This window comes from Pedococcus dokdonensis, from assembly GCF_900104525.1.
Taxonomy (GTDB): Bacteria; Actinomycetota; Actinomycetes; order Actinomycetales; family Dermatophilaceae; genus Pedococcus; species Pedococcus dokdonensis.
This window is the reverse complement of sequence record NZ_LT629711.1, coordinates 1,420,178-1,442,780: the sequence shown is the minus strand read 5'-3', so window position 1 is coordinate 1,442,780 and position 22,603 is coordinate 1,420,178. Positions and strand designations below refer to the sequence as shown.

The 22,603-nt window shown below is 71.3% G+C and carries 21 protein-coding genes, 1 tRNA gene, 1 other RNA gene and 1 pseudogene; 15 read left to right on the top strand and 9 right to left on the bottom strand.

Annotated elements, in window-relative coordinates; translation table 11 throughout:
* Positions 1-68: 68 nt before the first annotated feature.
* The gene (locus tag BLQ34_RS06975) at positions 69-2,912 is read right to left on the bottom strand and encodes an immune inhibitor A domain-containing protein (protein ID WP_172829362.1); all 2,844 of its coding nucleotides are present in this window, start codon (positions 2,910-2,912) and stop codon (positions 69-71) included.
* A 265-nt stretch (positions 2,913-3,177) separates the two neighbouring features.
* Here BLQ34_RS06975 and BLQ34_RS06970 point away from each other — a divergent pair.
* From BLQ34_RS06970 to BLQ34_RS06940, 7 genes and pseudogenes are all read left to right on the top strand, one after another.
* Positions 3,178-3,250, top strand: a tRNA-Val gene (locus BLQ34_RS06970).
* 1 nt (position 3,251) lies between these two features.
* Positions 3,252-4,112, top strand: a complete 861-nt coding sequence (locus BLQ34_RS06965) for a Nif3-like dinuclear metal center hexameric protein (protein ID WP_091783340.1) — start codon at positions 3,252-3,254, stop codon at positions 4,110-4,112.
* Positions 4,109-4,849: a zinc ribbon domain-containing protein gene (locus BLQ34_RS06960; RefSeq protein WP_091789451.1), complete on the top strand. Its 741-nt coding sequence runs from the start codon at positions 4,109-4,111 to the stop codon at positions 4,847-4,849. The genes BLQ34_RS06965 and BLQ34_RS06960 overlap by 4 nt, the downstream gene beginning before the upstream one ends.
* A 32-nt stretch (positions 4,850-4,881) precedes the next feature.
* Positions 4,882-6,042 (top strand): bifunctional RNase H/acid phosphatase, encoded by a 1,161-nt coding sequence (locus BLQ34_RS06955; RefSeq protein WP_091783337.1) that lies wholly within the window; start codon positions 4,882-4,884, stop codon positions 6,040-6,042.
* 66 nt (positions 6,043-6,108) lie between these two features.
* Positions 6,109-6,540 (top strand): rhodanese-like domain-containing protein, encoded by a 432-nt coding sequence (locus BLQ34_RS06950; protein ID WP_091789448.1) that lies wholly within the window; start codon positions 6,109-6,111, stop codon positions 6,538-6,540.
* Positions 6,537-7,732: pseudogene (locus tag BLQ34_RS06945) on the top strand (O-succinylhomoserine sulfhydrylase). The gene BLQ34_RS06950 and the pseudogene BLQ34_RS06945 overlap by 4 nt, the downstream one beginning before the upstream one ends.
* A gap of 39 nt (positions 7,733-7,771) precedes the next feature.
* Entirely contained in the window at positions 7,772-9,010 is a 1,239-nt protein-coding gene (locus BLQ34_RS06940; protein WP_091783334.1) for a low temperature requirement protein A, read from the top strand.
* Between the two features lie 82 nt (positions 9,011-9,092).
* On the opposite strand, the gene BLQ34_RS06935 is transcribed toward BLQ34_RS06940, so the two are convergent.
* Complete coding sequence (locus tag BLQ34_RS06935; protein WP_091783331.1) at positions 9,093-10,190, bottom strand: SLC13 family permease; 1,098 nt, start codon at positions 10,188-10,190, stop codon at positions 9,093-9,095.
* 16 nt (positions 10,191-10,206) lie between these two features.
* Complete coding sequence (locus tag BLQ34_RS06930; protein WP_091783328.1) at positions 10,207-10,956, bottom strand: YaaA family protein; 750 nt, start codon at positions 10,954-10,956, stop codon at positions 10,207-10,209.
* A 67-nt stretch (positions 10,957-11,023) separates the two neighbouring features.
* Between BLQ34_RS06930 and BLQ34_RS06925 the strand changes: the two genes are divergently transcribed.
* The 7 genes from BLQ34_RS06925 to BLQ34_RS06900 all read left to right on the top strand — a co-directional run bounded on the left by BLQ34_RS06925 (position 11,024) and on the right by BLQ34_RS06900 (position 16,597).
* Positions 11,024-12,472, top strand: a complete 1,449-nt coding sequence (locus BLQ34_RS06925) for an RNB domain-containing ribonuclease (protein WP_091783325.1) — start codon at positions 11,024-11,026, stop codon at positions 12,470-12,472.
* A 32-nt stretch (positions 12,473-12,504) separates the two neighbouring features.
* Positions 12,505-12,902, top strand: an RNA gene (gene rnpB, locus BLQ34_RS06920) — RNase P RNA component class A.
* Positions 12,903-12,955: 53 nt separating this feature from the next.
* On the top strand, positions 12,956-13,141 hold the full coding sequence (locus BLQ34_RS18720) for a hypothetical protein (RefSeq protein ID WP_157692929.1): 186 nt from the start codon (positions 12,956-12,958) through the stop codon (positions 13,139-13,141).
* Positions 13,142-13,243: 102 nt separating this feature from the next.
* Entirely contained in the window at positions 13,244-13,906 is a 663-nt protein-coding gene (locus BLQ34_RS06915) for an MBL fold metallo-hydrolase (protein ID WP_091783322.1), read from the top strand.
* 81 nt (positions 13,907-13,987) lie between these two features.
* Positions 13,988-14,209, top strand: coding sequence for a hypothetical protein (locus BLQ34_RS06910; RefSeq protein ID WP_091783319.1), 222 nt, complete (start codon positions 13,988-13,990; stop codon positions 14,207-14,209).
* Positions 14,210-14,225: 16 nt separating this feature from the next.
* Complete coding sequence (locus BLQ34_RS06905) at positions 14,226-15,050, top strand: ABC transporter ATP-binding protein (RefSeq protein ID WP_091783317.1); 825 nt, start codon at positions 14,226-14,228, stop codon at positions 15,048-15,050.
* Positions 15,026-16,597, top strand: coding sequence for a hypothetical protein (locus BLQ34_RS06900; RefSeq protein WP_091783315.1), 1,572 nt, complete (start codon positions 15,026-15,028; stop codon positions 16,595-16,597). The genes BLQ34_RS06905 and BLQ34_RS06900 overlap by 25 nt, the downstream gene beginning before the upstream one ends.
* Before the next feature lie 26 nt (positions 16,598-16,623).
* Here BLQ34_RS06900 and ppgK read toward each other — a convergent pair whose 3' ends face one another.
* Together ppgK and map are read right to left on the bottom strand one after the other, a co-directional pair.
* Positions 16,624-17,391, bottom strand: a complete 768-nt coding sequence (gene ppgK, locus BLQ34_RS06895; protein WP_091783312.1) for a polyphosphate--glucose phosphotransferase — start codon at positions 17,389-17,391, stop codon at positions 16,624-16,626.
* A 25-nt stretch (positions 17,392-17,416) separates the two neighbouring features.
* A complete protein-coding gene (map, locus tag BLQ34_RS06890; protein WP_091783292.1) occupies positions 17,417-18,280 on the bottom strand; it encodes a type I methionyl aminopeptidase in 864 nt (287 codons plus the stop codon).
* Between the two features lie 50 nt (positions 18,281-18,330).
* Here map and BLQ34_RS06885 point away from each other — a divergent pair, with 50 nt between their 5' ends.
* Positions 18,331-18,519, top strand: a complete 189-nt coding sequence (locus BLQ34_RS06885; protein ID WP_091783289.1) for a methionine aminopeptidase — start codon at positions 18,331-18,333, stop codon at positions 18,517-18,519.
* A gap of 6 nt (positions 18,520-18,525) precedes the next feature.
* On the opposite strand, the gene BLQ34_RS06880 is transcribed toward BLQ34_RS06885, so the two are convergent.
* The 4 genes from BLQ34_RS06880 to panB all read right to left on the bottom strand — a co-directional run bounded on the left by BLQ34_RS06880 (position 18,526) and on the right by panB (position 22,386).
* Positions 18,526-19,143 carry a class I SAM-dependent methyltransferase gene (locus BLQ34_RS06880; protein ID WP_091783287.1) on the bottom strand — a complete coding sequence of 206 codons (618 nt, stop codon included), beginning with the start codon at positions 19,141-19,143 and terminating at the stop codon, positions 18,526-18,528.
* Between the two features lie 53 nt (positions 19,144-19,196).
* Positions 19,197-20,204, bottom strand: a complete 1,008-nt coding sequence (gene fgd / locus BLQ34_RS06875) for a glucose-6-phosphate dehydrogenase (coenzyme-F420) (protein ID WP_091783284.1) — start codon at positions 20,202-20,204, stop codon at positions 19,197-19,199.
* 101 nt (positions 20,205-20,305) lie between these two features.
* Complete coding sequence (locus tag BLQ34_RS06870) at positions 20,306-21,370, bottom strand: M36 family metallopeptidase (RefSeq protein WP_091783283.1); 1,065 nt, start codon at positions 21,368-21,370, stop codon at positions 20,306-20,308.
* A gap of 113 nt (positions 21,371-21,483) precedes the next feature.
* Positions 21,484-22,386, bottom strand: coding sequence for a 3-methyl-2-oxobutanoate hydroxymethyltransferase (panB, locus tag BLQ34_RS06865; RefSeq protein ID WP_091783280.1), 903 nt, complete (start codon positions 22,384-22,386; stop codon positions 21,484-21,486).
* Between the last annotated feature and the right edge of the window lie 217 nt (positions 22,387-22,603).

The following is a 22,603-nucleotide window of genomic DNA, read 5'->3' as shown; positions in this document are numbered from 1 at the left end:
AGCAGGGAACGCACGAGGGCCGGTATGCCGTGTGCACGGCATACCGGCCCTCTCACGTCACCCGGTGCCTACGGCGTGGGCGGCGTGATCTTGATCAGTGCGGACATGTTGCCCCGCTTGGCCTTCGCCACCGTCACGACGGTGCCGTAGCCGACGCCGTCATCGGCGGGGTTGCCGGTGCCGAGCGGGACGATCGCACCCACGTCCTCGCCGAACAGGTCGGGGATGAGCGCCCCGCGCTGGTCGACGATGCGGACGCTGTAGGGGGCGTTGTCCTGGCTGGGCACGACCGTCGAGGCGTCGGCGTCGCGGTAGAACAGCCGGCCGTCGTCACGCAGCTCGAAGCCCGGGTACCAGGTCTTGTTGTCCGTGAACGACTTGACCGCCGGCTGCGACCCGAAGGTGTTGCAGGCCTCGCCGGTGAAGTCGGCCTTGGTCTGGCACTCCTTGAACGGGTAGGTCCCGACCAGGTTGAAGGCGACGTTCGACGACTGCGGTCGAGACGGCAGGTTCTTCAGCGTGGACGGGTCGAGCGCCGCGTTCGCACCACTGCGACGGAACGGCTCGTAGTGGCTGTCGACCAGCAGCAGGCCACCCTTGGCTCCCTCGCTCGGCAGGGCCGTGAGGTTGTTGAGCACGTGGTTGACGTTGCCGTACCCCGTGTCGCGGTACCAGACGAGGGCACCGGGCGCGTTGTACTTGATCTTCTCGACCTTCCAGGCGCCGTCGTCGCCGAGCTTCTGGTAGGTCGTGTCGTAGGCGTACTGCAGACCCTTGTCGAAGCCGTCGAAGTTGCGCCACTCCACCATGTAGTACTGCGCGTTCTGCGTGGTGCCCGAGTCGAGCACCCAGCCGGCGCCGGTGGTGGCCTCGAACGTCCCGACCGTGGCGGTCCAGCCGTTGTTGGCCTCGGCGTCGTCGCTCCAGACCGTGGTCGCGCCGTTGGTCACCGACAGGTCGTCGACGAACCAGCCGGTGTCCTCGAACGCCTCGTCCGTCGCGTAGAGCAGACGCACCTTGACCGTCTGGCCGGCGAAGGCCGTCAGGTTGGCGTACGCGTGCTCCCAGCCGTCGGTCGCGCCGGTCAGGCCGTACTTCTTGTTGCCGAAGTCGACCATCCGGCCGTTCGGGTCGGAGTAGCCGTCGGGCGTGGAGATCTCGGCACCCGCTTCGTCGTAGACCTTCTGCTCGGTCCACGTCGTGCCGCCGTCGGTCGAGACCTCGACGAAGCCGAAGTCCCAGTCCTCCTCGATGTGGAAGTTGTTCCACATCCAGAAGCGGGCGTCGGTCGCACCCGCCGGCACCGCCACGTCACGGGTCAGGGTGTTCTTGGCCCAGGACTGGTCGGCGCTGGAGTACCACATGCTGTCGCCCGAGTGCGGCTCGGCGAGGGTGACCGTCTTGAGCGGCAGGTTGATCTTGACGCCGTCGGCCGTGCCCTTGGGGGTCCGGCTGGTCTGCCCGACGTTGATCGCGCGCGGGTCGTCACCGGGGTTGAGGACCACCGGGTCGGCCCAGCCGAGCACCCACTTGTCCCAGATGCCCATGTGGGTCGGCATCGACTGGAAGATCGGGCCGGAGTGCGAGCCGGAGCTCATCAGGTCCCAGAAGTCGATGTCGGAGTCGCCACCGCTGGCGGTGTCGTAGAGGTCCGGCAGACCGAGGTCGTGGCCGTACTCGTGCGCGAAGACGCCGACACCGGAGTCCTCGGGCTGCACGATGTAGTTGGACAGCCGCAGGTTGGTGCCGGGCACCGGTGCGCCACCGATGACCGAGGACGAGTGCGCCCAGATGGCGTAGGGGCCTTCGCCACCGCCACCACCGGACTTGTCCTCGCCGGCGTGCACGAGCACGACGTGGTCGATCACACCGTCGGGCTCGAGGACGTTGCCGTCACCGTCGACGTCGCCCTGGTCCTCGACGTCATAGTCGGCCCAGGGGAAGTTCGGCTGCGCCTTCGCGAGGGCGGCGACCGCGTCGATGGGGAGCTGCCCTGCGCCGAGCCGGTTGCTCGGGTGGCCCTGCATGTCCTGGACCGCGTCGTAGACCCACTCGCCCGTGTCAGGGTCCTTGTGGCAGACCGTCGCGCCGTAGTAGGCCTCGGAGTGGGCGACCGTCACCCACGGGGTGGCCGAGCCGGTCACCGTGTAGGCGCCCTTGGACATCTCCTCGTACATGTTCTTCATGGTGTAGCCGGAGATGTCGATGCCGGCCTTGCCGTCCGGGCCCTTGAGGTCGGGGCGGACCCGCTCGGTGATGCCCGTCTTCGTGTAGAGCATCTTGTTGTAGTAGGCGGACGAGAAGTCCTTCACCCACATCGAGTTGTTGTCCTTGAGCGGCGCGTTGGCCGGGTTCGGGATCTGGTTGTGGGTGGGGCCGTTCTGGATGTTGCCCGCCACGCAGTTCTCGGCGCCGTAGCCGTCGGGCACCATCGCGCCGGTGAAGTCGTCGTTGGCCTGCTCGTTGAACTCGACGAGGATGGTCAGGAGCTTGGCCGTCTGGGTGCTCTTGGCCTGCTTGAACTTCGACTTGATCTGCTTGGGGCTCTTGCCGGTGCGGACCGACTGGGCCTCGAGCTTGGCCAGCTGGCGCGCCGCCACCGGGTTGCCCTTGGCGTGCTTGGCGTCGTAGGCCTTGGCCTTGGCCAGCACGTCCGCCTGCCGGGAGGCCTGGCCCGCCGTGCTCTTGCCCTTCTTCAGCTGCTTGTCGCTGCCGAAGGCGGACTCGGCGCGGGGTGCGACCGTGTTCATGTAGTAGTCGCCGTGGGTGTTGGCGGCTGGAGCCTTCGCCGGCGCTGGTGCTGCGGTTGCCGAGCCCGTGGTGCCGGCGGCGGCGAGGCCGGCGGCAACGAGCGCGATGGCTGGCACCAGCGCAGTGGCGCGGAGCCGGTGCTCCGTGATCCTGCGAATCATGTTGCTTCCCTTCGAGGGGTCGGCCCACGGTGTGCGGCCGCGGGCAGGTGTCCTCCAGTGTGAGGAGGGCACGATGGGGCGAATCCTGCACACCTTCGCCCGGGTTTGGGAAGAAGCACCTGCATGAAATTCGGCCTTCGAGGGTAAATTCTTCGTCCACCGCCCCCGCGGAGCCGCGGCCGGGCGTCCCGGGTCACGGATCCGCCGTGACCTGACACAATGACGCCGCTGTCCGATCGCGGCCCCGGTGCCGGCGCGAGGACACGGGCCTGTAGCTCAGTTGGTAGAGCGCCACGTTTACACCGTGGATGTCGTCGGTTCGAGCCCGGCCGGGCCCACATGGAGACCACCCTCGCCGACGTCGTCCGGGTGCTCGACGACCTCTACCCGCCGTCCACGGCCCAGTCCTGGGACCAGGTCGGCCTGGTGGCCGGTGACCTGTCCCAGCCGGTGCGCCGGATCCACTTCGCCGTGGACCCCACCCTTGCCGTTGTCGAAGAGGCGCGGGCACTGGGGGCCGACCTGCTGGTGACGCACCACCCGTTGCTGCTGCGCGGCATACACAGCGTCGCCACCACCGGCGCCAAGGGCGCCACGGTGACCGCGCTCGTGGTCAACGACCTCGCCCTCTACGTCGCGCACACCAACGCCGACGTCGCCTCGCCCGGGGTGAACGACGCGCTCGCGCAGGCCTGCGGCCTCACCGAGGTCGAACCGCTCGCCGTCGTCGAGGGCCAGGCGCTGGGTCGGGTGGGACGGCTCCCGGCCCCCACGTCCCTCGCGGAGTTCACCGCAGCCCTGTATGCCGCCCTCCCGCCGTCCGCGGGCGGCGTCCGTGTCGCGGGGCCTCCCGGCGCCCGCGTGGAGCGGGTCGCCGTGATGGGTGGCGCCGGCGACGACCTGTTCGACCACGTGCGGGCCAGCGGGGCCGACGTCTACGTCACGGCCGACCTGCGCCACCACCCCGTGCTGGAGGCGCGGGAGGAGGCGCGGGGCGGGACGCCGTACGTCGTCGACGCGGGCCACTGGGCCACCGAGTCGCTGTGGCTGGAGGGCGCGGCCGAGCGGGTGCGGACCGCGCTTGCGACGGGCGGGGACGCGGCCCTTAAGGTGGAGACCCACATCTCAACACTGCGCACCGACCCGTGGGACTTCGTGGTCGGCGCCGAATCGCCCGATGGCCCTGGAGGTACGTCCTGAAAGCCGACCCGTCCCGTCAGTGGCGACTGCTCGACCTGCAGGCGATCGACACCCGGCTCGACCAGATCGGGCATGCCCGCAAGAGCCTGCCCGAGCACGCCCGACTGGCCGAGCTCGAGACCAAGGCCGAAGGGCTCGACTCCCTGCTGGTCCGCGCCCGCACCGAGCTCGGTGACATCCAGCGCGAGGTCGCCAAGGCCGAGGCCGACGTGCAGCTGGTGCGCGACCGCGCAGCACGCGACCAGTCCCGGCTCGACGCGGGCACCGGCACGGCCAAGGACCTCCAGGCCATCCAGCACGAGCTCGCCTCCCTGGTCCGTCGCCAGTCCGAGCTCGAGGACGTCGAGCTCGAGGTGATGGAGCGGGCCGAGGACGCCGAGTCGGCGGTGACCCAGCTCGAGGCCGAGCGCGCCACGCTCACCGAGCAGCTCACGGCAGCGACCGAGTCCCGCGACGCCGCGCTCGCCGACCTCGACGCCGAGGCGGTGCGGGTCGCCGCGCCGCGGGCCGACATCGTGGCCGGGGTCGGCGACGACCTCGTCGCCCTCTACGACAAGATCCGCGCCCAGAGCGGCGGGCTCGCCGCGGCACCCCTGCGCCAGCGTCGGTGTGGTGGCTGCCAGCTCGAGCTCAACAACGTCGACATGAACCGCATCAAGGCGGCCCCGGCCGACGAGCTGCTCCGCTGTGAGGAGTGCCGCCGCATCCTGGTGCGCACTGCCGAGTCCGGCCTCTGACCCGTGCTGCCGGGCAGGTTCGGGGTGCGGCGATGAGCCGGCGGCGTCTCGTCGTCGAGGCCGACGGCGGCTCCCGGGGCAACCCCGGAGTCGCAGGCTACGGCGCGCTGGTGCGCGACGGTGCCGACGGCCGCGTGCTCTGGGAGGGGGCTGCGCCGCTCGGCAAGGAGTCCAACAACGTCGCCGAGTACTCCGGGCTGATCGCCGGGCTGCGCGCCGTCCTGCGGATCGACGCCGGCGCCGACGTCGAGGTCCGGATGGACTCCAAGCTCGTCGTCGAGCAGATGGCCGGACGCTGGAAGATCAAGCACCCCGACATGCGCCAGCTCGCCCTGGAGGCGCGCGACCTCGCGTCGCAGGTGAGCGCAGCCGGGGGCTCGGTGTCCTTCACCTGGATCCCGCGCGAGCGCAACAAGGACGCCGACGCGCTGTCCAACGACGGCATGGACGGCCGGACGATCGACCGGATGCTCGGGCCGGACCGCGAGGGGGCCAGCGCCGCGACGATGGACGAGTTCATCGACGAGGTGGTCGACGAGGTCATCGACCCGGTGCCCAGCCCGGCGCCAGTCAGCCCGGGGGAGGGCAACCCGACCCGGATCGTGCTGGTGCGGCACGGCGTCACCGACTTCACCGTCGCCTCGCGACTGGACGGCAGGGGTGGTGCGGACCCCGGGCTCAACACCGCAGGGCAGGCCCAGGCCGCAGCGGCCGGCCGCGCGACGGCTCACCTGCTCGGCGGCTCGCCAGCCCGGGTGGTGACGTCGTCCCTGGCGCGGGCCGTGCAGACGGGCGCGGCCGTCGCCGACGCCATCGGGGTCGAGGCGACGGTCGACCGCGACTGGGACGAGCAGGACTTCGGCGACTGGGACGGGCAGAGCATCCCCGACCTGGTCCGCGACGAGGCCGAGGCGCTCCTGGCGCTGCGGGCCGACCCGGCCTACGCCCGGCCGGGTGGCGAGTCGCACGACCAGCTCGCGGCGCGGGTCGTCGCGGCCTTCGAGCGGGTGGTCGCCGCCGGTGGCACCACGGTCGTCGTCTGCCACCGCAAGCCGATCATGTGCGTGCTCGCGCACGTCCTCGGCATCCCCCACGACAAGGTCTGGCGGCTGGCCGCCGCGCCCGGGTCGCTCACCGCGCTGGAGGTCTGGCCGGACGGCAACGTCTCGGTCGCCTTCACGAACCGCACGTAGGGCCTCGCCGCGTCCACGTCGTGGGCCGCTCGTCTCGGCATGTGGCGGTGGTTCTACGCTGACGCGATGAGTTCCGAGCCCCCCACCACCTACGCCGGCGACGTCGCCCCCGATGCCGCGTATGCCGCGCTGGCCGCGGACGACGACGCTGTCCTGGTCGACGTGCGCACCACCGCCGAGTGGAGCTACGTCGGCGTCCCGGACCTCGCGGCGCTGGGCAAGCGGGTGGTCTTCGTGGAGTGGCAGCGCTTCCCCGACGGGGCCGTCAACGGTGACTTCGTGGCGCAGCTGCAGGACGCCGGGCTGCCCGACGGCGCCCCGATCTACTTCATCTGCCGCTCCGGGGTGCGGTCCGTCGCCGCTGCCGAGGCCGCCACTCACGCTGGGCTCGGACCCGCCTACAACGTGCTGGAGGGTTTCGAGGGACCGCACGACGAGCACGGCCACCGCGCCGTGTCGGGGTGGAAGAACTCCGGCCTCCCGTGGCGGCAGGGATGACCGGGCAGCCCCCTGCAGCGGGGGAGCAGTCGTTCCGACCCGACACGGTGGCAGTGCGGGGAGGCCTGGCCCGCAGCAACTTCGACGAGACCGCGGAGGCGCTCTACCTCACGTCGGGGTTCGTCTACGACAGCGCCGAGCAGGCCGAGGCGGCCTTCAAGGACGAGGTCGACCACTTCATCTACAGCCGCTACGGCAACCCCACGGTGACGATGTTCGAGGAGCGGCTGCGCCAGCTCGAGGGCGCGCAGGCCTGCTTCGCCACGGCCTCCGGCATGTCCGCGGTCTTCGTCGCGCTGGCCGCCCTGCTGGGCAAGGGCGACCGCGTCGTCTCGTCGCGCGGGCTGTTCGGGTCGTGCTTCGTCATCCTCGACGAGATCCTGCCGCGGTGGGGCGTCGAGACGGTGTTCGTCGACGGGCCCGACCTCGACCAGTGGCGCGAGGCGCTGTCCGAGCCGACCCAGGCCGTGTTCTTCGAGACGCCGAGCAACCCGATGCAGGAGCTCGTCGACATGCGGGCGGTGTGCGACCTCGCGCACGCGGCGGGGGCGCAGGTCGTCGTCGACAACGTCTTCGGGACGCCGGTCTTCTCCAAGCCCCTGGAGCACGGCGCCGACATCGTCGTCTACTCCGCGACCAAGCACATCGACGGCCAGGGTCGAGCCCTCGGGGCGCCGTGCTCGGGACCGCCGAGTTCGTCAACGGCCCGGTCAAGAACCTGATGCGCCACACCGGCCCGTCGATGTCCCCGTTCAACGCCTGGGTGCTCGTCAAGGGACTCGAGACGCTGTCGCTCCGGGTCGAGAAGCAGGCCGCGAACGCGCTTGCCGTCGCCGAGGCGCTCGAGGCCCACCCGCGGGTGACGAAGGTGCTCTACCCGTGGCTACCCTCGCACCCCCAGCACGAGCTGGCTCGGCGCCAGATGCTCGGCGGCGGCACCGTCGTGACGTTCGCGATCGACGGCGGCAAGGACGAGGCCTTCGCCCTGATGAACGGCCTGCGGGTCGTCGACATCAGCAACAACCTCGGTGACGCCAAGTCGATGGTCACCCACCCCGCGACCACGACCCACCGCCGGCTCACGCCCGAGGCCCGCGCGGCCGTCGGGATCACCGACGGCACGGTCCGGATCTCGGTCGGGCTCGAGGACCCGCTCGACGTGATCGAGGACCTCGTCCGCGGCCTGGGCTGACCCGGTTCCGCTGGCTGCCGCGAGCCCTAGGCTGCCCGCATGGCCACCACCCACCGCCTGAGCCGGATGTCGGGGCGCAGCGAGGACGAGTCGCACCGCACCGCCACACCCCTCGAGCTGTTCTTCGACCTGTCCTTCGTCCTCGCGATCAGCGCCTCATCGGCCGAGCTCGCGCACGCGCTGGCGGCCGACCACCTCATCACGGGTCTGGTGGGGTTCGCGTTCACGATGTTCTCGATCGTGTGGGCGTGGATCAACTTCACGTGGTTCGCGTCGGCGTACGACACGGACGACTGGCTGTTCCGCGTGACGACCATGGTGCAGATGGTCGGTGTCCTGGTGCTGGCCATCGGGATCCCGCGGCTCTACGCCTCGCTCGAGCACGGCACCCACCTGGACAACGGCCTGATGGTCGCGGGCTACGTGATCATGCGGCTGGCGATGGTCTTCCAGTGGTTGCGCGCGGCCAAGCAGGACCCGGCCCGCCGGGCGGCCTGTCTCGCCTACGCCAAGGCGATCGCGCTCGCGCAGGTCGGCTGGCTGGTCCTGATCGTGGTCCACACCAACCCGTGGCAGACCTTCCTGCTCATGGTGCCGCTCTACGTGCTCGAGCTCGGTGGCCCCTTCCTCGCGGAGCGCCGACGGGGCGGGACGCCCTGGCACCCGCACCACGTCGCCGAGCGACACGGGCTGCTGGCCATCATCGCCCTGGGCGAGTGCCTGCTGGGCACCATCGCCGCCCTGTCGGTCCTGGTGGACGAGCAGGATGGGTTGTCCGTCGACGTCGTCGTGCTGGGGCTGGCCGGCACCGGGCTGGCCTTCTCGATGTGGTGGCTCTACTTCACCCTCCCGTCGGGGGAGGTCCTCGACCGTCGCCGCACCATCGGGTTCCGCTGGGGCTACGGCCACATCGCCGTCTTCATGGCCATCGCCGGGACCGGTGCCGGCCTGCACGTCGCGGCCTACTACCTCGAGGGCGAGTCGAAGACCGGCCCGGTGGGAGTGGTGTTGGCCACCGCCGTCCCGGTGGCGGCCTTCGGGCTGTGCCTCGCCGCCCTCTACGCGGTTCTCGTCGGGCTGGACCCGGCCGCGCTGCGCAACGGGCTGGCCGCACTCGCGCTGCTCGCACTCGCCGTTGCGCTGGCCGCGGCAGGGGTCGGGGTGCCGTGGTGCCTGCTCGTGGTCATGCTCGCTCCGGTGCCGACCATCATCAGCGACGAGCGCGGCGTGGCCCGGCGCCGCGAGGCGGCTCTGGCCCGCCTCGCCGAGCAGCCCTGACGCTGTCTTTGATGGGTCGACCCCGCCCTGGTGGGGTCAACCCATCAAAGACCTCTGAGTATGCCGCTGGGCCGGGGCCGGCTCAGCCGGCGAGAACCAGCGCGGCCAGGGCGAGACCACCGGCGACCAGTGCGCAGGCCAGGCCCTGCACGGCGAGCGACCCGGCCGGGACCCGCACCCCGCGGGCCCGACACCGCTGCGCCCAGAGGAGCGTCGCCAGCGAGGCCCACGGCGTGACGAGCGGCGCGACGTTGACGCCGATCAGCAGTGCCATCAACCGCTGCGGCGCGTCGGCGGTCACCGACTCGAGGGCGATGTAGGCGGGCAGGTTGTTCGCGGCGTTCGCGGCGAGGGCGCCGGCGCCGGCCACCCTCGCCAGGGCTGCTGCTGACGAACCGTCGCCGGCCAGCGAGGCGAGCACCGGCTCGAGCCCGAGCTGCAGGGCGGCGTCGATCACGACGAACAGCGCGGCGACCGCCAACGCCATCTGCCACGGCACCGACAGGTGGCGCACCAGGTCTCGGTCGCGTGACCACGCCGCGACCACCAGGACCACTGCCGCCACCCCGGCCACCCACGCCGGGGAGAGCCCCACCGCGAAGAGCGGGCCGACGGCGACGCAGACGGCCGCGGACACCTTGAGCAGGGTCGGGTCGTGCGGTTCGGGTGGGGCATCGGGCGCGTAACGGCCGCGCAGGTCACGACGGTGCAGGACCGCCAGGACGAGGACCGTGCCGATGATCGCTGCCACGGCAGGCAGGGCGGCGAGCCGGACGTATCCGGCGTGCCCGACCCCGAGCTGCTCGAAGTGGTGCAGCGACAACAGGTTGGTGAGGTTCGAGACCGGCAGCAGCATGCTCGCCGTGTTGGCGATCCACAGGGTCGTGAGCGCGAACGGCACCGGGGAGATGCCGAGCTGGGCCGCGATCGCGAGCCCGACCGGGGTCAGCAGCACCGCTGTCGTGTCGAGGCTCAGGACGATTGTGCAGGCCACCGCCACCAGCACGAAGAGCAGCCACAGCACGGGGGTGCGGTGTCGCCCGGCCCGGGAGGCCCAGTGCCCCGCGACATCGAAGACCCCCGCCGCGTCGGCGATCTCGGCGACGACGGTGATGGCCACGAAGAAGATGAGGACCGGCAGGACGCGGAGCAGGACGTCGCCGAGCTCGGCCGCGCTCATCGGGGTGGGGGAGACGTCATGGGCGAGCCGTCGCGTCCAGGACCCACGGGCGGCCGGCCCGCACCGGCGGGATGAGGGCCACCTCGAACGACTCCGCCAGCACGTCGAGGAGGTCCGGGACGCGGCGCACCTCGCGCCCCGCCCGGCACAGCTCGCGGGTGACCAGCCCGCGGGTGTGCTTGGCCATGTGGGTGGCACCCGGCACCCGGACCTGCACCCAGCGCTCGGCGAGGTCACCCGTGGGCGTCCAGGCGGCGGCATACGTGCTGGAGCGGCAGTCGACGACGACGCCACGGCCGGCGACCTGCGGGAGCACCGCGGTGAGCTCGGGCTTCCAGGCGCTCGCGAGCGGACCGACGCCGGGCAGGTTGACCGCCATCGACAGGCGGTAGGGGGCGATGGCGTCGGTGGGTCGGACCGCGCCGTAGAGGGCCGACACGACGACGACCCAGCGGTTGGCGCGGCGGCGCGCGGCGGCGTCGAGGTCGGCGTAGCCGAACGCGTCGTAGAGCACGCCGGAGTAGACGCGGGAGGCCGGCAGGGCAGGGGCGCTGTGCAGCACCAGGTTGCGCGCGATCTCGGCGGTGAGGTTGGCGCTGACGCCCAGCGTGGCCGCAGCATCGGGGTGGGCACTGACCTTGGCGAGCGCCTCGGCAACGGCCTGCCGGGTCGGTGCGAGCCCGGGGAACGAGAGCCGCTCGTGGTCCACCGACCTGCCGCGGAGGCGTCCGGTCTTGGACTCCGACGGCGGGAGCAGGATCAGCACGGGCTCAGCCTAGGTGGGCGCCGGTGCGTCGGGCTGCACGGGCCCGTCCTCTGGATAGGTTGGTGGCATGCCGAAGCGCAGCATCCACGTCCAGGAGCCCACCGCGGAGAAGGCCGTCGAGCAGTCGGCCGAGCTGCTGGCGAGGTTCGACGCGATCCGGGCCGAGCTCAAGGTGCCGGAGTCGTTCCCGCCCGAGGTCGAGTCCGAGGCGAAGGCGGCCGCCGACGCGCCCGAGCTGCCGGACCGCGACGAGACCGCGGTGGCGTTCCTCACCATCGACCCGCCGGGGTCCATGGACCTCGACCAGGCGCTGCACATCGAGCGCGCGGGCGGCGGCTACCGCGTGCGGTACGCGATCGCCGACGTGCCGGCCTTCGTGCGCGCCGGGGGAGCGGTCGACGCGGAGACCCGGCGACGGGGCCAGACCGTCTACGCGCCCGACCAGCGCACCCCCCTGCACCCGCCGGTCCTCAGCGAGGACGCCGCGAGCCTGCTGCCGGACCAGACCCGGCCAGCCTTCGTGTGGGACATGACCCTCAAGGCCGACGGTGAGGGCACCGACGTCACGGTCTACCGCGCGATGGTGCGCAGCACCGACCGGTTCGACTACGAGGGCGTCCAGAAGGCGATCGACGACGGGTCGGCGGACGAGCGGCTGATGCTGCTCAAGGAGGTGGGACAGAAGCGCATCGAGTTCGAACGTCGGCGCGGTGGCGCGAGCCTGCCGATGCCGGAGCAGGAGGTCAACGAGGACCACCAGGGTCACTACCGGCTCTACTTCCGGCCCCCGGTGGAGGTCGAGGACTGGAACGCACAGATCTCGCTCATGACCGGCATGGCCGCCGCCGAGATGATGATCAAGGCCAAGGTCGGGATCCTGCGGACCATGCCGGCGCCCGACCAGAACGCCGTCGACCGTTTCCGGCACGCCAGCCGGGCACTCGGCATCGAGTGGGAGCAGGGCACTCCCTACGGCGAGTTCCTGCGCACCCTCGACCGCACCAACCCCAAGCACCTCGCCCTCATCCACGAGGCGACGACGCTGTTCCGCGGGGCGGGCTACACCCCCTTCGACGGGGAGCTCCCGGAGGAGACCGAGCACGCCGCCGTCGCCTACCCCTACGCCCACGTCACCGCCCCGTTGCGCCGGCTGGTCGACCGGTTCGGGCTGGCGATCTGCGAGGCGCTGAGCGCCAGCGCCGAGGCGCCCGGCTGGGCCCGCGAGGCGCTACCGTCGCTGCCCGAGATCATGGCCGCGTCGGACAAGGTCGCGAACGGCGTCGAGCGGGCCTGCGCCGACGCCGTCGAGGCCGCTGCCCTCGAGGACCGGGTGGGTGAGGTGTTCGACGCGATGGTGGTCGACAAGCGTGAGAAGGGCGGGGCTGTCGTGCAGGTCCAGGACCCTGCCGTGCTCGCCAACGCCGAGGGCCAGAACCAGCTCGGCACCGCCGTCAAGGTGAAGCTGCTCGAAGCCACCGTGGCCACCGGCACGGTGCGCTTCGAGATCGTCCACTGACCGTCTGACGGGCCGCTATCCTTGGCGGCGGATGAGTCGGTCAGGCGGTCGCGTCGGTGAGCAATCACCGCCGAGGAACGTCCGGGCTCCGAAGGGCAAGGTGGTGGCTAACGGCCACCCGGGGTGACCCGCGGGACAGTGCCACAGAGAACAGACCGCCACGGTGGACCACCCGGCTTCGGCCGGACAGGCGCCGCGGTAAGGGTGAAACGGTGGTGTAAGAGACCACCAGCGGCGTGGGTGACCACACCGGCTAGGTAAACCCCACCTGGAGCAAGCTCAGACAGTGCACGTTCGAGGGCGGCCCGCCCGAGTGCACGGGTAGAGCGCTGGAGGCAGTCGGCAACGGCTGTCCTAGATGGATGACCGTCTCCCGCTGGCTGGCAACGGCCAGCGGTGACAGAACCCGGCGTATCGACCGACTCATCCACCCACCTGCGCTGACCGGGCGAGTCGGCGGGGGAGACAGTAGCCTCGCGGGGCATGGAGAGTCCCGTGACGGTGCCCCACTTCCTGGCCGACATCGAGACCGCGCGTCAGGCGCTGGCCGAGGCCCTGCGGGAGGCCGACGTCGAACGCCAGCGCAACCTCGCCCTCATCGCCCAGGCCGCGGGGACCATCGCGCACGCCGAAGCCACCTGGCTGCGCAGCAGCATGGGCATGGGCTAGCGCCGCCGCAGGGTCCATCAGCCCGGTCAGCCAGCCCGCGCGGCCGGTCCGTGACGAGGGGTATGCCGTGCCACCGGCCGCCGGTGTGCCTACGGTGAGGGCATGCGAATCACCCACCTCGGTCACGCCAGCCTGCTTCTCGAGGTCGCGGACGCGCGCATCCTCCTCGACCCCGGTGTCTGGTCGCCGGCGGCCCAGGAGGTGCGTGACCTCGACGCCGTCCTCGTCACCCACCAGCACCCCGACCACCTCGACCAGGAGCGGCTCCCCGACCTGCTGAAGGCCAACCCGGGCGCCCAGCTGGTCGCCGATCCCGACACGGCGAAGCTTTTGCAGGACAAGGGGATCGATGCGACGTCGTTCGCCGCTGGCGACACCGTCACGCTGGGGGCGGTGACCGTGCAGGGCGTCGGCGAGCTGCATGCCCTGATCCACGACGAGATCCCCGTGATCCACAACACCGGGATGCGGGTCAGCGCCGAGGGTGAGCCCACGTTCTTCCACCCCGGTGACGCGCTCGACGCCGAGCCCGAGGGAGTGGACGTGCTGGCCTTCCCGCTCAACGCGCCGTGGGCTCGCAGTCGCGACCTGACCGGCTTCCTCCGGCGGCTGGCGGCGCCGCACGCCATCCCGGTCCACGACGGGCTGCTCAGCCAGGCCGGTCGCACCCTCTACCTGAACCAGGCCGCGAACCTCGGCTCGCAGGAGACCCGGATCGCCGACCTGGCCGGCGGTGAGCCGGCCGAGTTCCGCCCCGGCGCCTGACGGGCGCCAGGGCGAGGGGCAGGTCTGTCCGTCCGGCGAGCCGGATTTGGTTCTTAGGTTAGCCTCACCTACTCTCCAACCGTGCCCAAGAACTCCAAGGCCCCCAAGGCCCCCAAGGGGACCAAGGTCGCCAAGGCGAAGAAGAAGTGCTGCAAGGACAAGCCGCGGTGCGCGCAGTGTCCCGTGGTCCTGATGCGCCTGGAGAAGATGGGCTACGCCGAGCACGACCCGGACAAGCCCCGCCGGTTCACGGTCGACCGTTCGGTCCCCAAGAAGGCAATGCTCGTCGCGCGGCAGCGCTAGCGGTTAGCGTCGGAGCATGGTTGACCCCCAGACCGCACCCGACCCCGACGCCGGGAGCTCCCCGGTGACCACCCGGGCGCCCGAGGTGGCCTTGCTGCTGCGGGGGCTGACCAAGCGGTTCGGCGACACCACCGCCGTGGACCGGCTCGACCTCGACGTGCCGCGCGGCTCCTTCTACGGGCTGGTCGGCCCCAACGGCGCCGGCAAGACCACGACGCTTTCGATGGCCACCGGCCTCTTGCGGCCGGACGCCGGGACCGCGCACGTCCTCGGCGTGGACGTGTGGGACGACCCTGTCGCCGCCAAGGCGCAGATCGGGATCCTCCCGGACGGCCTGCGCCTCTTCGACCGCCTCACCGGCCAGCAGCTCGTGACCTACGCCGGGCTCCTGCGAGGGATGGACCGCGAGCTCGTCGCCGGCCGCACCGCGGAGCTGCTCGCGGCGCTCGGGCTGACCGACGCCGGGGACAAGCTCGTCATCGACTACTCGGCGGGCATGACCAAGAAGATCACCCTGGCCTGCGCGCTCGTGCACGCGCCCCGGCTGCTCGTGCTCGACGAGCCCTTCGAGGCGGTCGATCCCGTGTCGGCCAGGACGATCCGCGGAATCCTCGAGGACTTCGCCGCCAACGGGGGCACCGTCGTGCTGTCCAGCCACGTGATGGACCTGGTCGAGCGGATCTGCACCGACGTCGCGATCATCGCGGCGGGGGTCGTGCGGGCCGCCGGCCCGCTCGGCGAGGTCCGTGCCGGGGCCAGCCTCGAGGACCGCTTCCTCGACCTGGTCGGGGGCCGCACCACCGTGGAGGGGCTGGCGTGGTTGCGCACCTCGTCCGACTGAAGCTCCACCTCCTGCGCAACGGCCTGCGCCGCAGCGTCGCGGCCATCGTCGGGATGGTCCTGGGCCTGCTCTACGGCGGCGGGTTCGTCGTGTTCGGGCTGGTCATGATGGGTGTCCTCCGGGCCGAGGGCGATGTCGCCCTGTCGCGCACGGTGGTCGTGGTGACCGGCTCTGCCCTGATGGCGGGCTGGACCCTCCTGCCGATCGTCCTGTTCGGGGTCGACCCGACCCTGGACCCCACACGGTTCGCGACCTTCGCCGTGCGCGAGCGGACCCTGGCCCTCGGGCTGGTGCTCACCGCGCTGGTCGGCCTGCCCGGCCTCGCGACGGCGCTGCTGCTGCTGGGCACCGTGGTGGCGAGCTCGTGGTCCGTCGCTGCGACGCTGGCCGCCCTGGTGGGTGGCGTCCTGGGCTTGCTGAGCTGTGTGCTCCTGAGCCGGATCGTCACCGCCGCGGCAGCCGCGATCCTGGCCACCCGCCGGGGGCGCGACGTGGCCGGGATCGGGGGACTGCTGCTGCTCGTCGTGGCCGGCCCGCTGATCGGTGGGCTGTCCGATGGGGGGATCGACCGGGACAGCCTCGCGAGCCTCGCGCGCGTCCTGGCCTGGACCCCGCTCGGCTGGGCCTGGGCGGCCCCCGGCGACCTCGCGCTGGGCGACTGGGGGGTGGGCCTGGCCCGCCTCGCGCTGGCGGCGGCCCTGTGCCTGGTCCTGCTGGTGGCGTGGGAACGGCTGCTCGTCTCGGTGCTGCGCAACCCGCGGGTGGTCGCCACCGACGGCGGCAAGGTCTCGGCCGGTCTGGGGCTGTTCGGACGCCTGCCGGCGACCCCGATGGGCGCCATCGCCGCGCGCGCGGGCACCTACTGGATCCGCGACCCCCGGTTCAACGTGCCCGCCATCATGACGGTCCTGCTGCCGGCCGGACTGCTGATCCCCGGTGTGGGCTCGGGCTCCGACCTGGCCCTGCTCGCCATGCCCGTCGCGTCGGCCTACCTCATCGGATGGGGCCAGCACAACGACGTCGGCTACGACTCCACGGCGTTCTGGATGCACGTCGCCTCGGGCGTCGACGGCGTGAGCGACCGACTCGGGCGGCTGTTCCCCTCGGGGTTGATGGCGCTCGTCTGCGTCCCGGTCTACTCCTTGCTCGGGCCGCTCCTCGGGTCCCCGTGGCGGATGCTGCCGGCGACCTTCGGCACGGCGTGTGCGTTCGCCCTCAACGGTTTCGCGGTCGCGTGCGTCACGAGTGCGGTCAAGCAGTATGCCGTGCCGGCACCGGGCGAGAACCCGTTCACCAGCCGTCCGGGCTCGGCAGGGGTGACCCTTGGCGTCCAGGCGGTCTGTGGCGCCGCCGTGATGACGCTGTCGCTGCCGGCGCTGGGACTGGCCGTCGCGGCATACCTCGGCGTCGGGTGGGCGAGCTGGGTGGCGCTGGTCGTCGGCCCGCTCTTCGGTGCGGTGGCACTGGTGGTCGGCACCCGCCTCGGCGCCGACCTCTTCCGCCGCCGTCAGGCGATCCTGCTCCAGGACCTCGTCGCGATGCGCTGAGGCGCCGGTGGCGCCCAGCGGGACGCCTACTTGTGCGCCGCCAGGTGCGCTGCGCCGATGATCCCCGCCTTGTTCTCGAGCGTGGCCGGGACGATCTTCGTCTTGAGCTTCAGGAGGGGGAGGAACTCCGCGGCGTCCTTGGAGACGCCTCCGCCGACGACGATGAGGTCCGGCCACAGCAGCGCCTCGAGGTGGCTGTAGTAGCGCTGCAGCCGCTCGGCCCAGACGGGGTAGGTCAGACCCTCCTTGTCCTTGATCGACGACGCGGCCCGCGACTCGGCGTCGAAGCCGTCGATCTCGAGGTGCCCGAGCTCGGAGTTGGGGATGAGCACCCCGTCGTAGATCAGCGCCGTCCCGATCCCGGTGCCGAGGGTGGTGAGGACGACCAGGCCCTTCTGCCCCTTGGCGGCGCCGTAGTGCAGCTCGGCGACCCCCGCCGCGTCGGCGTCGTTGACCAGGACGATGTCGTGGCCGAGCACCTTCTCGAGCATCGGCTCTGCGTCGAAGTCGAGCCAGGACTTGTCGATGTTGGCGGCCGAACGCACCATGCCGTGCGTCACGACACCGGGGATGGTCACCCCGATCGGGGAGTCACCGCGCACGTCGTCGAAGTGGTCGACGATCTGGTCGATCACCGCCGCGACGGCCGCAGGGGTGGACGGCGTCGGGGTGTCGATCCGCATCCGCTTCGACGCGAAGGTGCCCTCGGACAGGTCGACGGGGGCACCTTTGATGCCGCTGCCTCCCACGTCGATCCCCAGCGGGAGTCCGTGCTTCTTGGCGTCCTTGGCCATCGATCTGCCTTCCTGGGTTGCGCGGCTATGCCAGCGTGAGGATCTCGTTGCCGGTCTCGGTGATGAGGATGGTGTGCTCGAACTGTGCGGACCGGCGCCGGTCAGCGGTGACGACGGTCCAGCCGTCGTCCCACATCTCCCAGTCCGGGGTGCCGAGGTTGAGCATGGGCTCGATGGTGAACGTCATGCCCGGCTCGATCACGGTGTTGTAGGAGGGCGCGGCGTCGTAGTGGGGGATGACCAGGCCGCTGTGGAAGGTGCGGCCGATCCCGTGCCCGGTGAAGTCGCGGACGACGCCGTAGCCGAACCGTCGCGCGTAGCTCTGGATGACCCGGCCGATGATGTTGACCTCGCGGCCCGGGACGGCAGCCTTGATGCCGCGCAGCATCGCCTCGCGGGTCCGGTCGACGAGCAGCCGGGACTCCTCGTCCACGTTGCCGCAGAGGTAGGTGGCATCGGTGTCGCCGTGCACCCCACCGATGAAGGCGGTGATGTCGATGTTGACGATGTCGCCGTCCTCGAGGCGGCGGTCGTCGGGGATGCCGTGGCAGACGACCTCGTTGACCGAGGTGCAGAGTGACTTCGGGAAACCCTTGTAGCCCAACGTGGACGGGTAGGCGCCGTGGTCGAGCAGGAACTCGTGCCCCACCCGGTCGACCTCGTCGGTCGTCACGCCCGGGGCGATCACCGCAGCCGCTGCGGCCATCGCCTGGGCGGCGATCCGTCCCGCCACGCGCATCCGCTCGATGGTCTCGGCGTCCTTGACCTCGGAGCCGGTGTCCCGAGCCGGTCCGGGCTTGTCGACGTACTCGGGGCGCTCGATCGAGGCGGGCACCGGACGGCGTGGGGAGACCACGCCGGGGGCCACGCTTGCGTACGTCGAGGGCATACGGTGGAGTCTAGGGACGTACGCAGATCCGTCGAGTTGGAGGGCACCCCATGGCCTACTGGTACAACGTCAGCAGCGGTCAGGTCGAGAGCGACGACAACAAGAGCCAGAGTGACGACCTGATGGGTCCCTACGACTCGCAGGAGGAGGCGTCCAACGCGCTCCAGACCGCGCGCGAGCGCACCGAGAAGTGGGACGCCGAGGACAAGGCCTGGGAGGAGGGCCGTTCAGAGGACTGAGCCGCCTCAACCGGCCCAGCGGTGCACCGAGACGGCGTATCCCGAGTCCGGGCGCCACGGCTCGCGGTCCCAGGTGCCGTGCCGCCGCACGAGGGTCAGTCCGGCCACCTCGCACGCCCGGTCGTAGTCCTCGAGCGGGGTGACGGGACAGCCCTGCGGCAGGTGGGCGCTGTCGAGCCCGAAGCCGGCCACCACGAGGCCACCGGGCTGCAGGTGTGCCACGAGCCGCTGCACCGCCGCGAGCAGGGTGCCCGGGGCCAGCAACGGGATGACGTTGCCGGCCAGGACGGCGAGCTCGAAGGCCTGCGACCGCAGCTGGAGCCGGCTGAGGTCCTGGCGCACCCACGTGGTCGCCGGGTCACGCTGTTCGGCCACGGCGATCATGTCGGCGTCGGCGTCGACCCCGACGCAGTGGTAGCCGAGTGCGGTGAGCTGGGTGGCGACCCGGCCCGTGCCGCACCCCGCGTCGAGCACGCGGACGGGCGGTGCCACGAGCGCGGCCACGAACGCCGCCTCGCCGTGGATGTCCATCCCGGCTGCGGCCAGGTCGTCGAAGCGGCGCTGGTATGCCGTGGCGGCACCCGGTCCGCCCGACACTTCCGACCAGCGCGTGCGGGGCTCCATGTCAGTCACCCTCCCAGCGTAGATTCCGTTCGGGCGCAGGGGAACCCGCTCGGTCAGCCCAGCTCGCGGAGCCCCGGCAGGACCCGCTCGGCGAAGCTGGTCAAGAACCTTGTCTGGTCGTGGCCCGGCCCGTGGAAGACCAGGTGGTTGAAGCCGAGGTCGACGTACGGCCGCACCGCCGCGACGACTTCCTCCGGGTCGTCGGTCACGATCCACCGCGATGCCACCTGTTCGTCGGACAGGTCGTCTCCGAGCCGTTCCATCTCGAGGGGGTCGCTGGTGCCGTGCTTCTGCTCGGCGGTGAGCGACAGGGCTGCCCAGAAGCGGCAGTTCGCCACGGCCTGCTCGCGGTCGGGGTCCCACGAGAGCTTGACCTCGATCATCCGGTCGAGGTCGTCCCTGGTGCGACCGGACTTCGCCAGCCCCTCGTCCACGGCCGGCAGCAGCTTGTCGCGGTAGAGCTCCTCACCCTTGCCCGAAGTGCAGATGAAGCCGTCACCGGACCGCCCGGCATACCGGGCCACCAGAGGGCCGCCGGCGGCGACGTAGACGGGGACCGGGTGCTCGGGACGGTCGTAGACGGTGGCGTCGACGGTGCGGTAGTAGTCGCCCTCGAAGGTCACCCGCTCCTCGGTCCACAGCCGACGCATCAGCGTGACGGCCTCGCGGAGCCGGGCGAAGCGCTCCTTGAACTCGGGCCACTGGTCGACCGAGCCCACGACGACCTCGTTGAGGGCCTCGCCACTGCCGATGCCGAGCATGACCCGCTCGGGGTAGAGCGAGCCGAGCGTGCCGAAGGCCTGGGCCACCACGGCTGGGTTGTAGCGGAAGGTCGGCGTCATCACCGAGGTGCCGATCTGGACGCGCTCGGTGCGCTCGCCCAGGGCAGCCAGCCAGGCCAGCGAGAACGGCGCGTGGCCACCGTGGTGCCGCCACGGCTGGAAGTGGTCGGAGACCAGCACGCTGTCGAGCCCGACCTCCTCGGCCAGCACGCCGAAGTCGAGGAGCTCACGGGGGGCGAACTGTTCGGCCGAGGCCTTGTAGCCGATGCGCAGGGTCATGGCCCCACCGTATGCCGCGGCGTCGCGCCGCGTTCAGGGGTGTTCGGAGGATCCAGCGGCCCCGGGGCCGGTGGATCCTCCGAACACCGGAGCTGCCCGCCCTAGAAGGTGATGCCGCGCGCCTCGAACTTGGCCTTGACGAGAGCTGCCGCAGCCGCGCCGTCGCGAGCCAGCGCGGTGTCGTAGGTCGCCTTGGCCGCGGCCGAGAAGGACGTGTCGGGGGCGAACCGGAACTGCGCGTCGATGAGGGTGGTGTCCCAGGCCTTCGTGGTCTTGCCCATGGCGACGTAGCCCAGCCGGATCTCCCAGAGCGCCTGGCTCCAGATCTGCCCGTCGGCGTGCACCTCACCCTCGCGCGTCGCCACCGTCATGCCGGTGTCGAAGCGCCGGATGCAGTGCGGGGCGTCCGTGTAGGAGGTGGAGTCCCAGTCCATCGGGCACGCCTGCTCGGCCTTGACCGGCCAGCCGTACTGCCCGGCCGCAGCCAGGCCGACCGACACGGCGAGGTAGTCGCCGAACGACTCACCGATGGAGCCGGCATCGAGGCTGCTGCCGTACCCGGGGACCTGCGACGCGTGCACGGCGTGGCCGTACTCGTGGACGATCACCTCGGCGTCCTCGGCGTCGTCGACCCCACCCTTGCCGAGCCGGATCCGGTAGGGCTTGTCGGTCTGGTAGGAGTTGTCGCCGCCGTACTGGTCGATCTTGACGTCGAAGGGCTGCTTGACGATGCCGGGCAAGGTCGAGCCGAAGCCGAGCGACTGGATGTACTCCTGCGCCTGGTTGACCCAGAAGTAGGCCATCACCTGCTCGAACTGGTCCTGGTGGCGGGTGTACTTGAACGTGTTGGTGGTGCTGAATGCCGGTGTGCCCGTAGCAGATCGGACGTTCACCCACGACCCGCGCAGGTAGCCGGAACCATCGAGGTTCCGCAACGGGACGGTCGCGTACGCGCTGGCGGGGACGGCCGCGTCGGAGTCCTTCTGGTCGGTGAGCGACTGGTCCCCGGAGGACTGCACCGGGTTGACCATGAACACCGAGCCGGTGCCGGTAGAGCTCCCGCTGCCCGGCTTGGTGGCTGCGGCCGGCGTGGCGGCGGCCAGCGCGACGGCGGTGCAGGCGGCGGTGACGGTGGCGAGAGCGATGGTGCGACGGCGCTGGGGCACGGGTGTCCTCCTGGGGTCGGGGCCGGGCCAGGGTGAGGGCCCACCGGGGGACGTTAGCGGCTCGACGGCGCGCAGCGGGTCGTGCAGGTGGACGACCTTCCGGGCCGCCGGCGTCACTCGAGGAAGGAGTTCTCCTGGGTCGGGAACGAGCCGGAGGCGACGTCGGCGGCATACGCGGCGGCTGCCCGGCCGAGCTCGCCCCGGAGGTCGGCGTACTTCTTCACGAAGCGCGGTGCCTTGCCGCCACGCAGGCCGGCCATGTCCTGCCACACGAGGACCTGGGCGTCGCAGTCGGGACCGGCGCCGATGCCGATGGTCGGGATCGACAGCACCTCGGTGACCCGGGCGGCCAGCGGCGCCGGGACCATCTCCATGACGACCGCGAAGCAACCGGCCTTCTCGAGGGCGATGGCGTCCTCGACGAGCCGGTCGCCGGAGTCGCCGCGACCCTGCACGCGGTAGCCACCGAGGACGTGCTCGCTCTGCGGGGTGAAGCCGATGTGTCCCATCACCGGGATGCCGGCCCGGACCAGCAGCTCGACCTCCGGCACCATCGGCTTGCCCCCCTCCAGCTTGACCGCGTGGGCCAGCCCTTCCTTCATCATCCGGGTGGCGGTGGCCAGGGCCTGCTGGGGGCTGGCCTGGTAGGACCCGAACGGCAGGTCGGCGACGACCATGGCGTGCCGCGCAGCCGAGGTGACCGCCCGCACCAGGGGCACAAGGTGGTCGACGGTGACCGGCACGGTGGTCTCGAACCCGTAGACGTTGTTGCCGGCCGAGTCGCCGACGAGGAGGACGGGGATGCCGGCCTCGTCGAAGATCTCGGCGGAGTACATGTCGTAGGCCGTGAGCATGGCCCACTTCTCGCCCTTGGCCTTCATGGCCTGGAGGTGCGGGATCCTGACCCGGCGCTGGGGGGCGGCCTGCGCCCCGGTGCCGTAGGGCGCGGTGACCTCGGTCGTGGCGGCCGACGACGCGGCAGGGTCCGAGGGGGAGGCGGTGGGCTGCTCGCTCATGGGAGGACTGTATCGACGTGTCGACGAGGTCGTGGCCGGCCCGTGGTGTCCGGTCGGTGCACTTCCATTCCGGCCAGACGGGGCGAGTCGGACAGTTCCGGCCTTGCCGGGCATTGGCCCGGTTTCGCGTCGATCCTGCGGTCTGCGTGCGGTGACGACGATGGACATCGTCCGTTTGGTCGTTTCTTTACCAAGTTCTTAACCACGAAGCATTGGT

What these genes read in the sequence shown, in the direction of transcription:
- BLQ34_RS06975 (WP_172829362.1), bottom strand. Translation starts at nt 2,912, where the DNA reads ATGATTCGCAGGATCACGGAGCACCGGCTCCGCGCCACTGCGCTGGTG.
- BLQ34_RS06965 (WP_091783340.1), top strand. Translation starts at nt 3,252, where the DNA reads ATGGAGACCACCCTCGCCGACGTCGTCCGGGTGCTCGACGACCTCTAC.
- BLQ34_RS06955 (WP_091783337.1), top strand. Translation starts at nt 4,882, where the DNA reads ATGAGCCGGCGGCGTCTCGTCGTCGAGGCCGACGGCGGCTCCCGGGGC.
- BLQ34_RS06950 (WP_091789448.1), top strand. Translation starts at nt 6,109, where the DNA reads ATGAGTTCCGAGCCCCCCACCACCTACGCCGGCGACGTCGCCCCCGAT.
- BLQ34_RS06940 (WP_091783334.1), top strand. Translation starts at nt 7,772, where the DNA reads ATGGCCACCACCCACCGCCTGAGCCGGATGTCGGGGCGCAGCGAGGAC.
- BLQ34_RS06935 (WP_091783331.1), bottom strand. Translation starts at nt 10,190, where the DNA reads ATGAGCGCGGCCGAGCTCGGCGACGTCCTGCTCCGCGTCCTGCCGGTC.
- BLQ34_RS06925 (WP_091783325.1), top strand. Translation starts at nt 11,024, where the DNA reads ATGCCGAAGCGCAGCATCCACGTCCAGGAGCCCACCGCGGAGAAGGCC.
- BLQ34_RS18720 (WP_157692929.1), top strand. Translation starts at nt 12,956, where the DNA reads ATGGAGAGTCCCGTGACGGTGCCCCACTTCCTGGCCGACATCGAGACC.
- BLQ34_RS06915 (WP_091783322.1), top strand. Translation starts at nt 13,244, where the DNA reads ATGCGAATCACCCACCTCGGTCACGCCAGCCTGCTTCTCGAGGTCGCG.
- BLQ34_RS06905 (WP_091783317.1), top strand. Translation starts at nt 14,226, where the DNA reads ATGGTTGACCCCCAGACCGCACCCGACCCCGACGCCGGGAGCTCCCCG.
- ppgK (WP_091783312.1), bottom strand. Translation starts at nt 17,391, where the DNA reads ATGGCCAAGGACGCCAAGAAGCACGGACTCCCGCTGGGGATCGACGTG.
- map (WP_091783292.1), bottom strand. Translation starts at nt 18,280, where the DNA reads ATGCCCTCGACGTACGCAAGCGTGGCCCCCGGCGTGGTCTCCCCACGC.
- BLQ34_RS06885 (WP_091783289.1), top strand. Translation starts at nt 18,331, where the DNA reads ATGGCCTACTGGTACAACGTCAGCAGCGGTCAGGTCGAGAGCGACGAC.
- BLQ34_RS06880 (WP_091783287.1), bottom strand. Translation starts at nt 19,143, where the DNA reads ATGGAGCCCCGCACGCGCTGGTCGGAAGTGTCGGGCGGACCGGGTGCC.
- fgd (WP_091783284.1), bottom strand. Translation starts at nt 20,204, where the DNA reads ATGACCCTGCGCATCGGCTACAAGGCCTCGGCCGAACAGTTCGCCCCC.
- panB (WP_091783280.1), bottom strand. Translation starts at nt 22,386, where the DNA reads ATGAGCGAGCAGCCCACCGCCTCCCCCTCGGACCCTGCCGCGTCGTCG.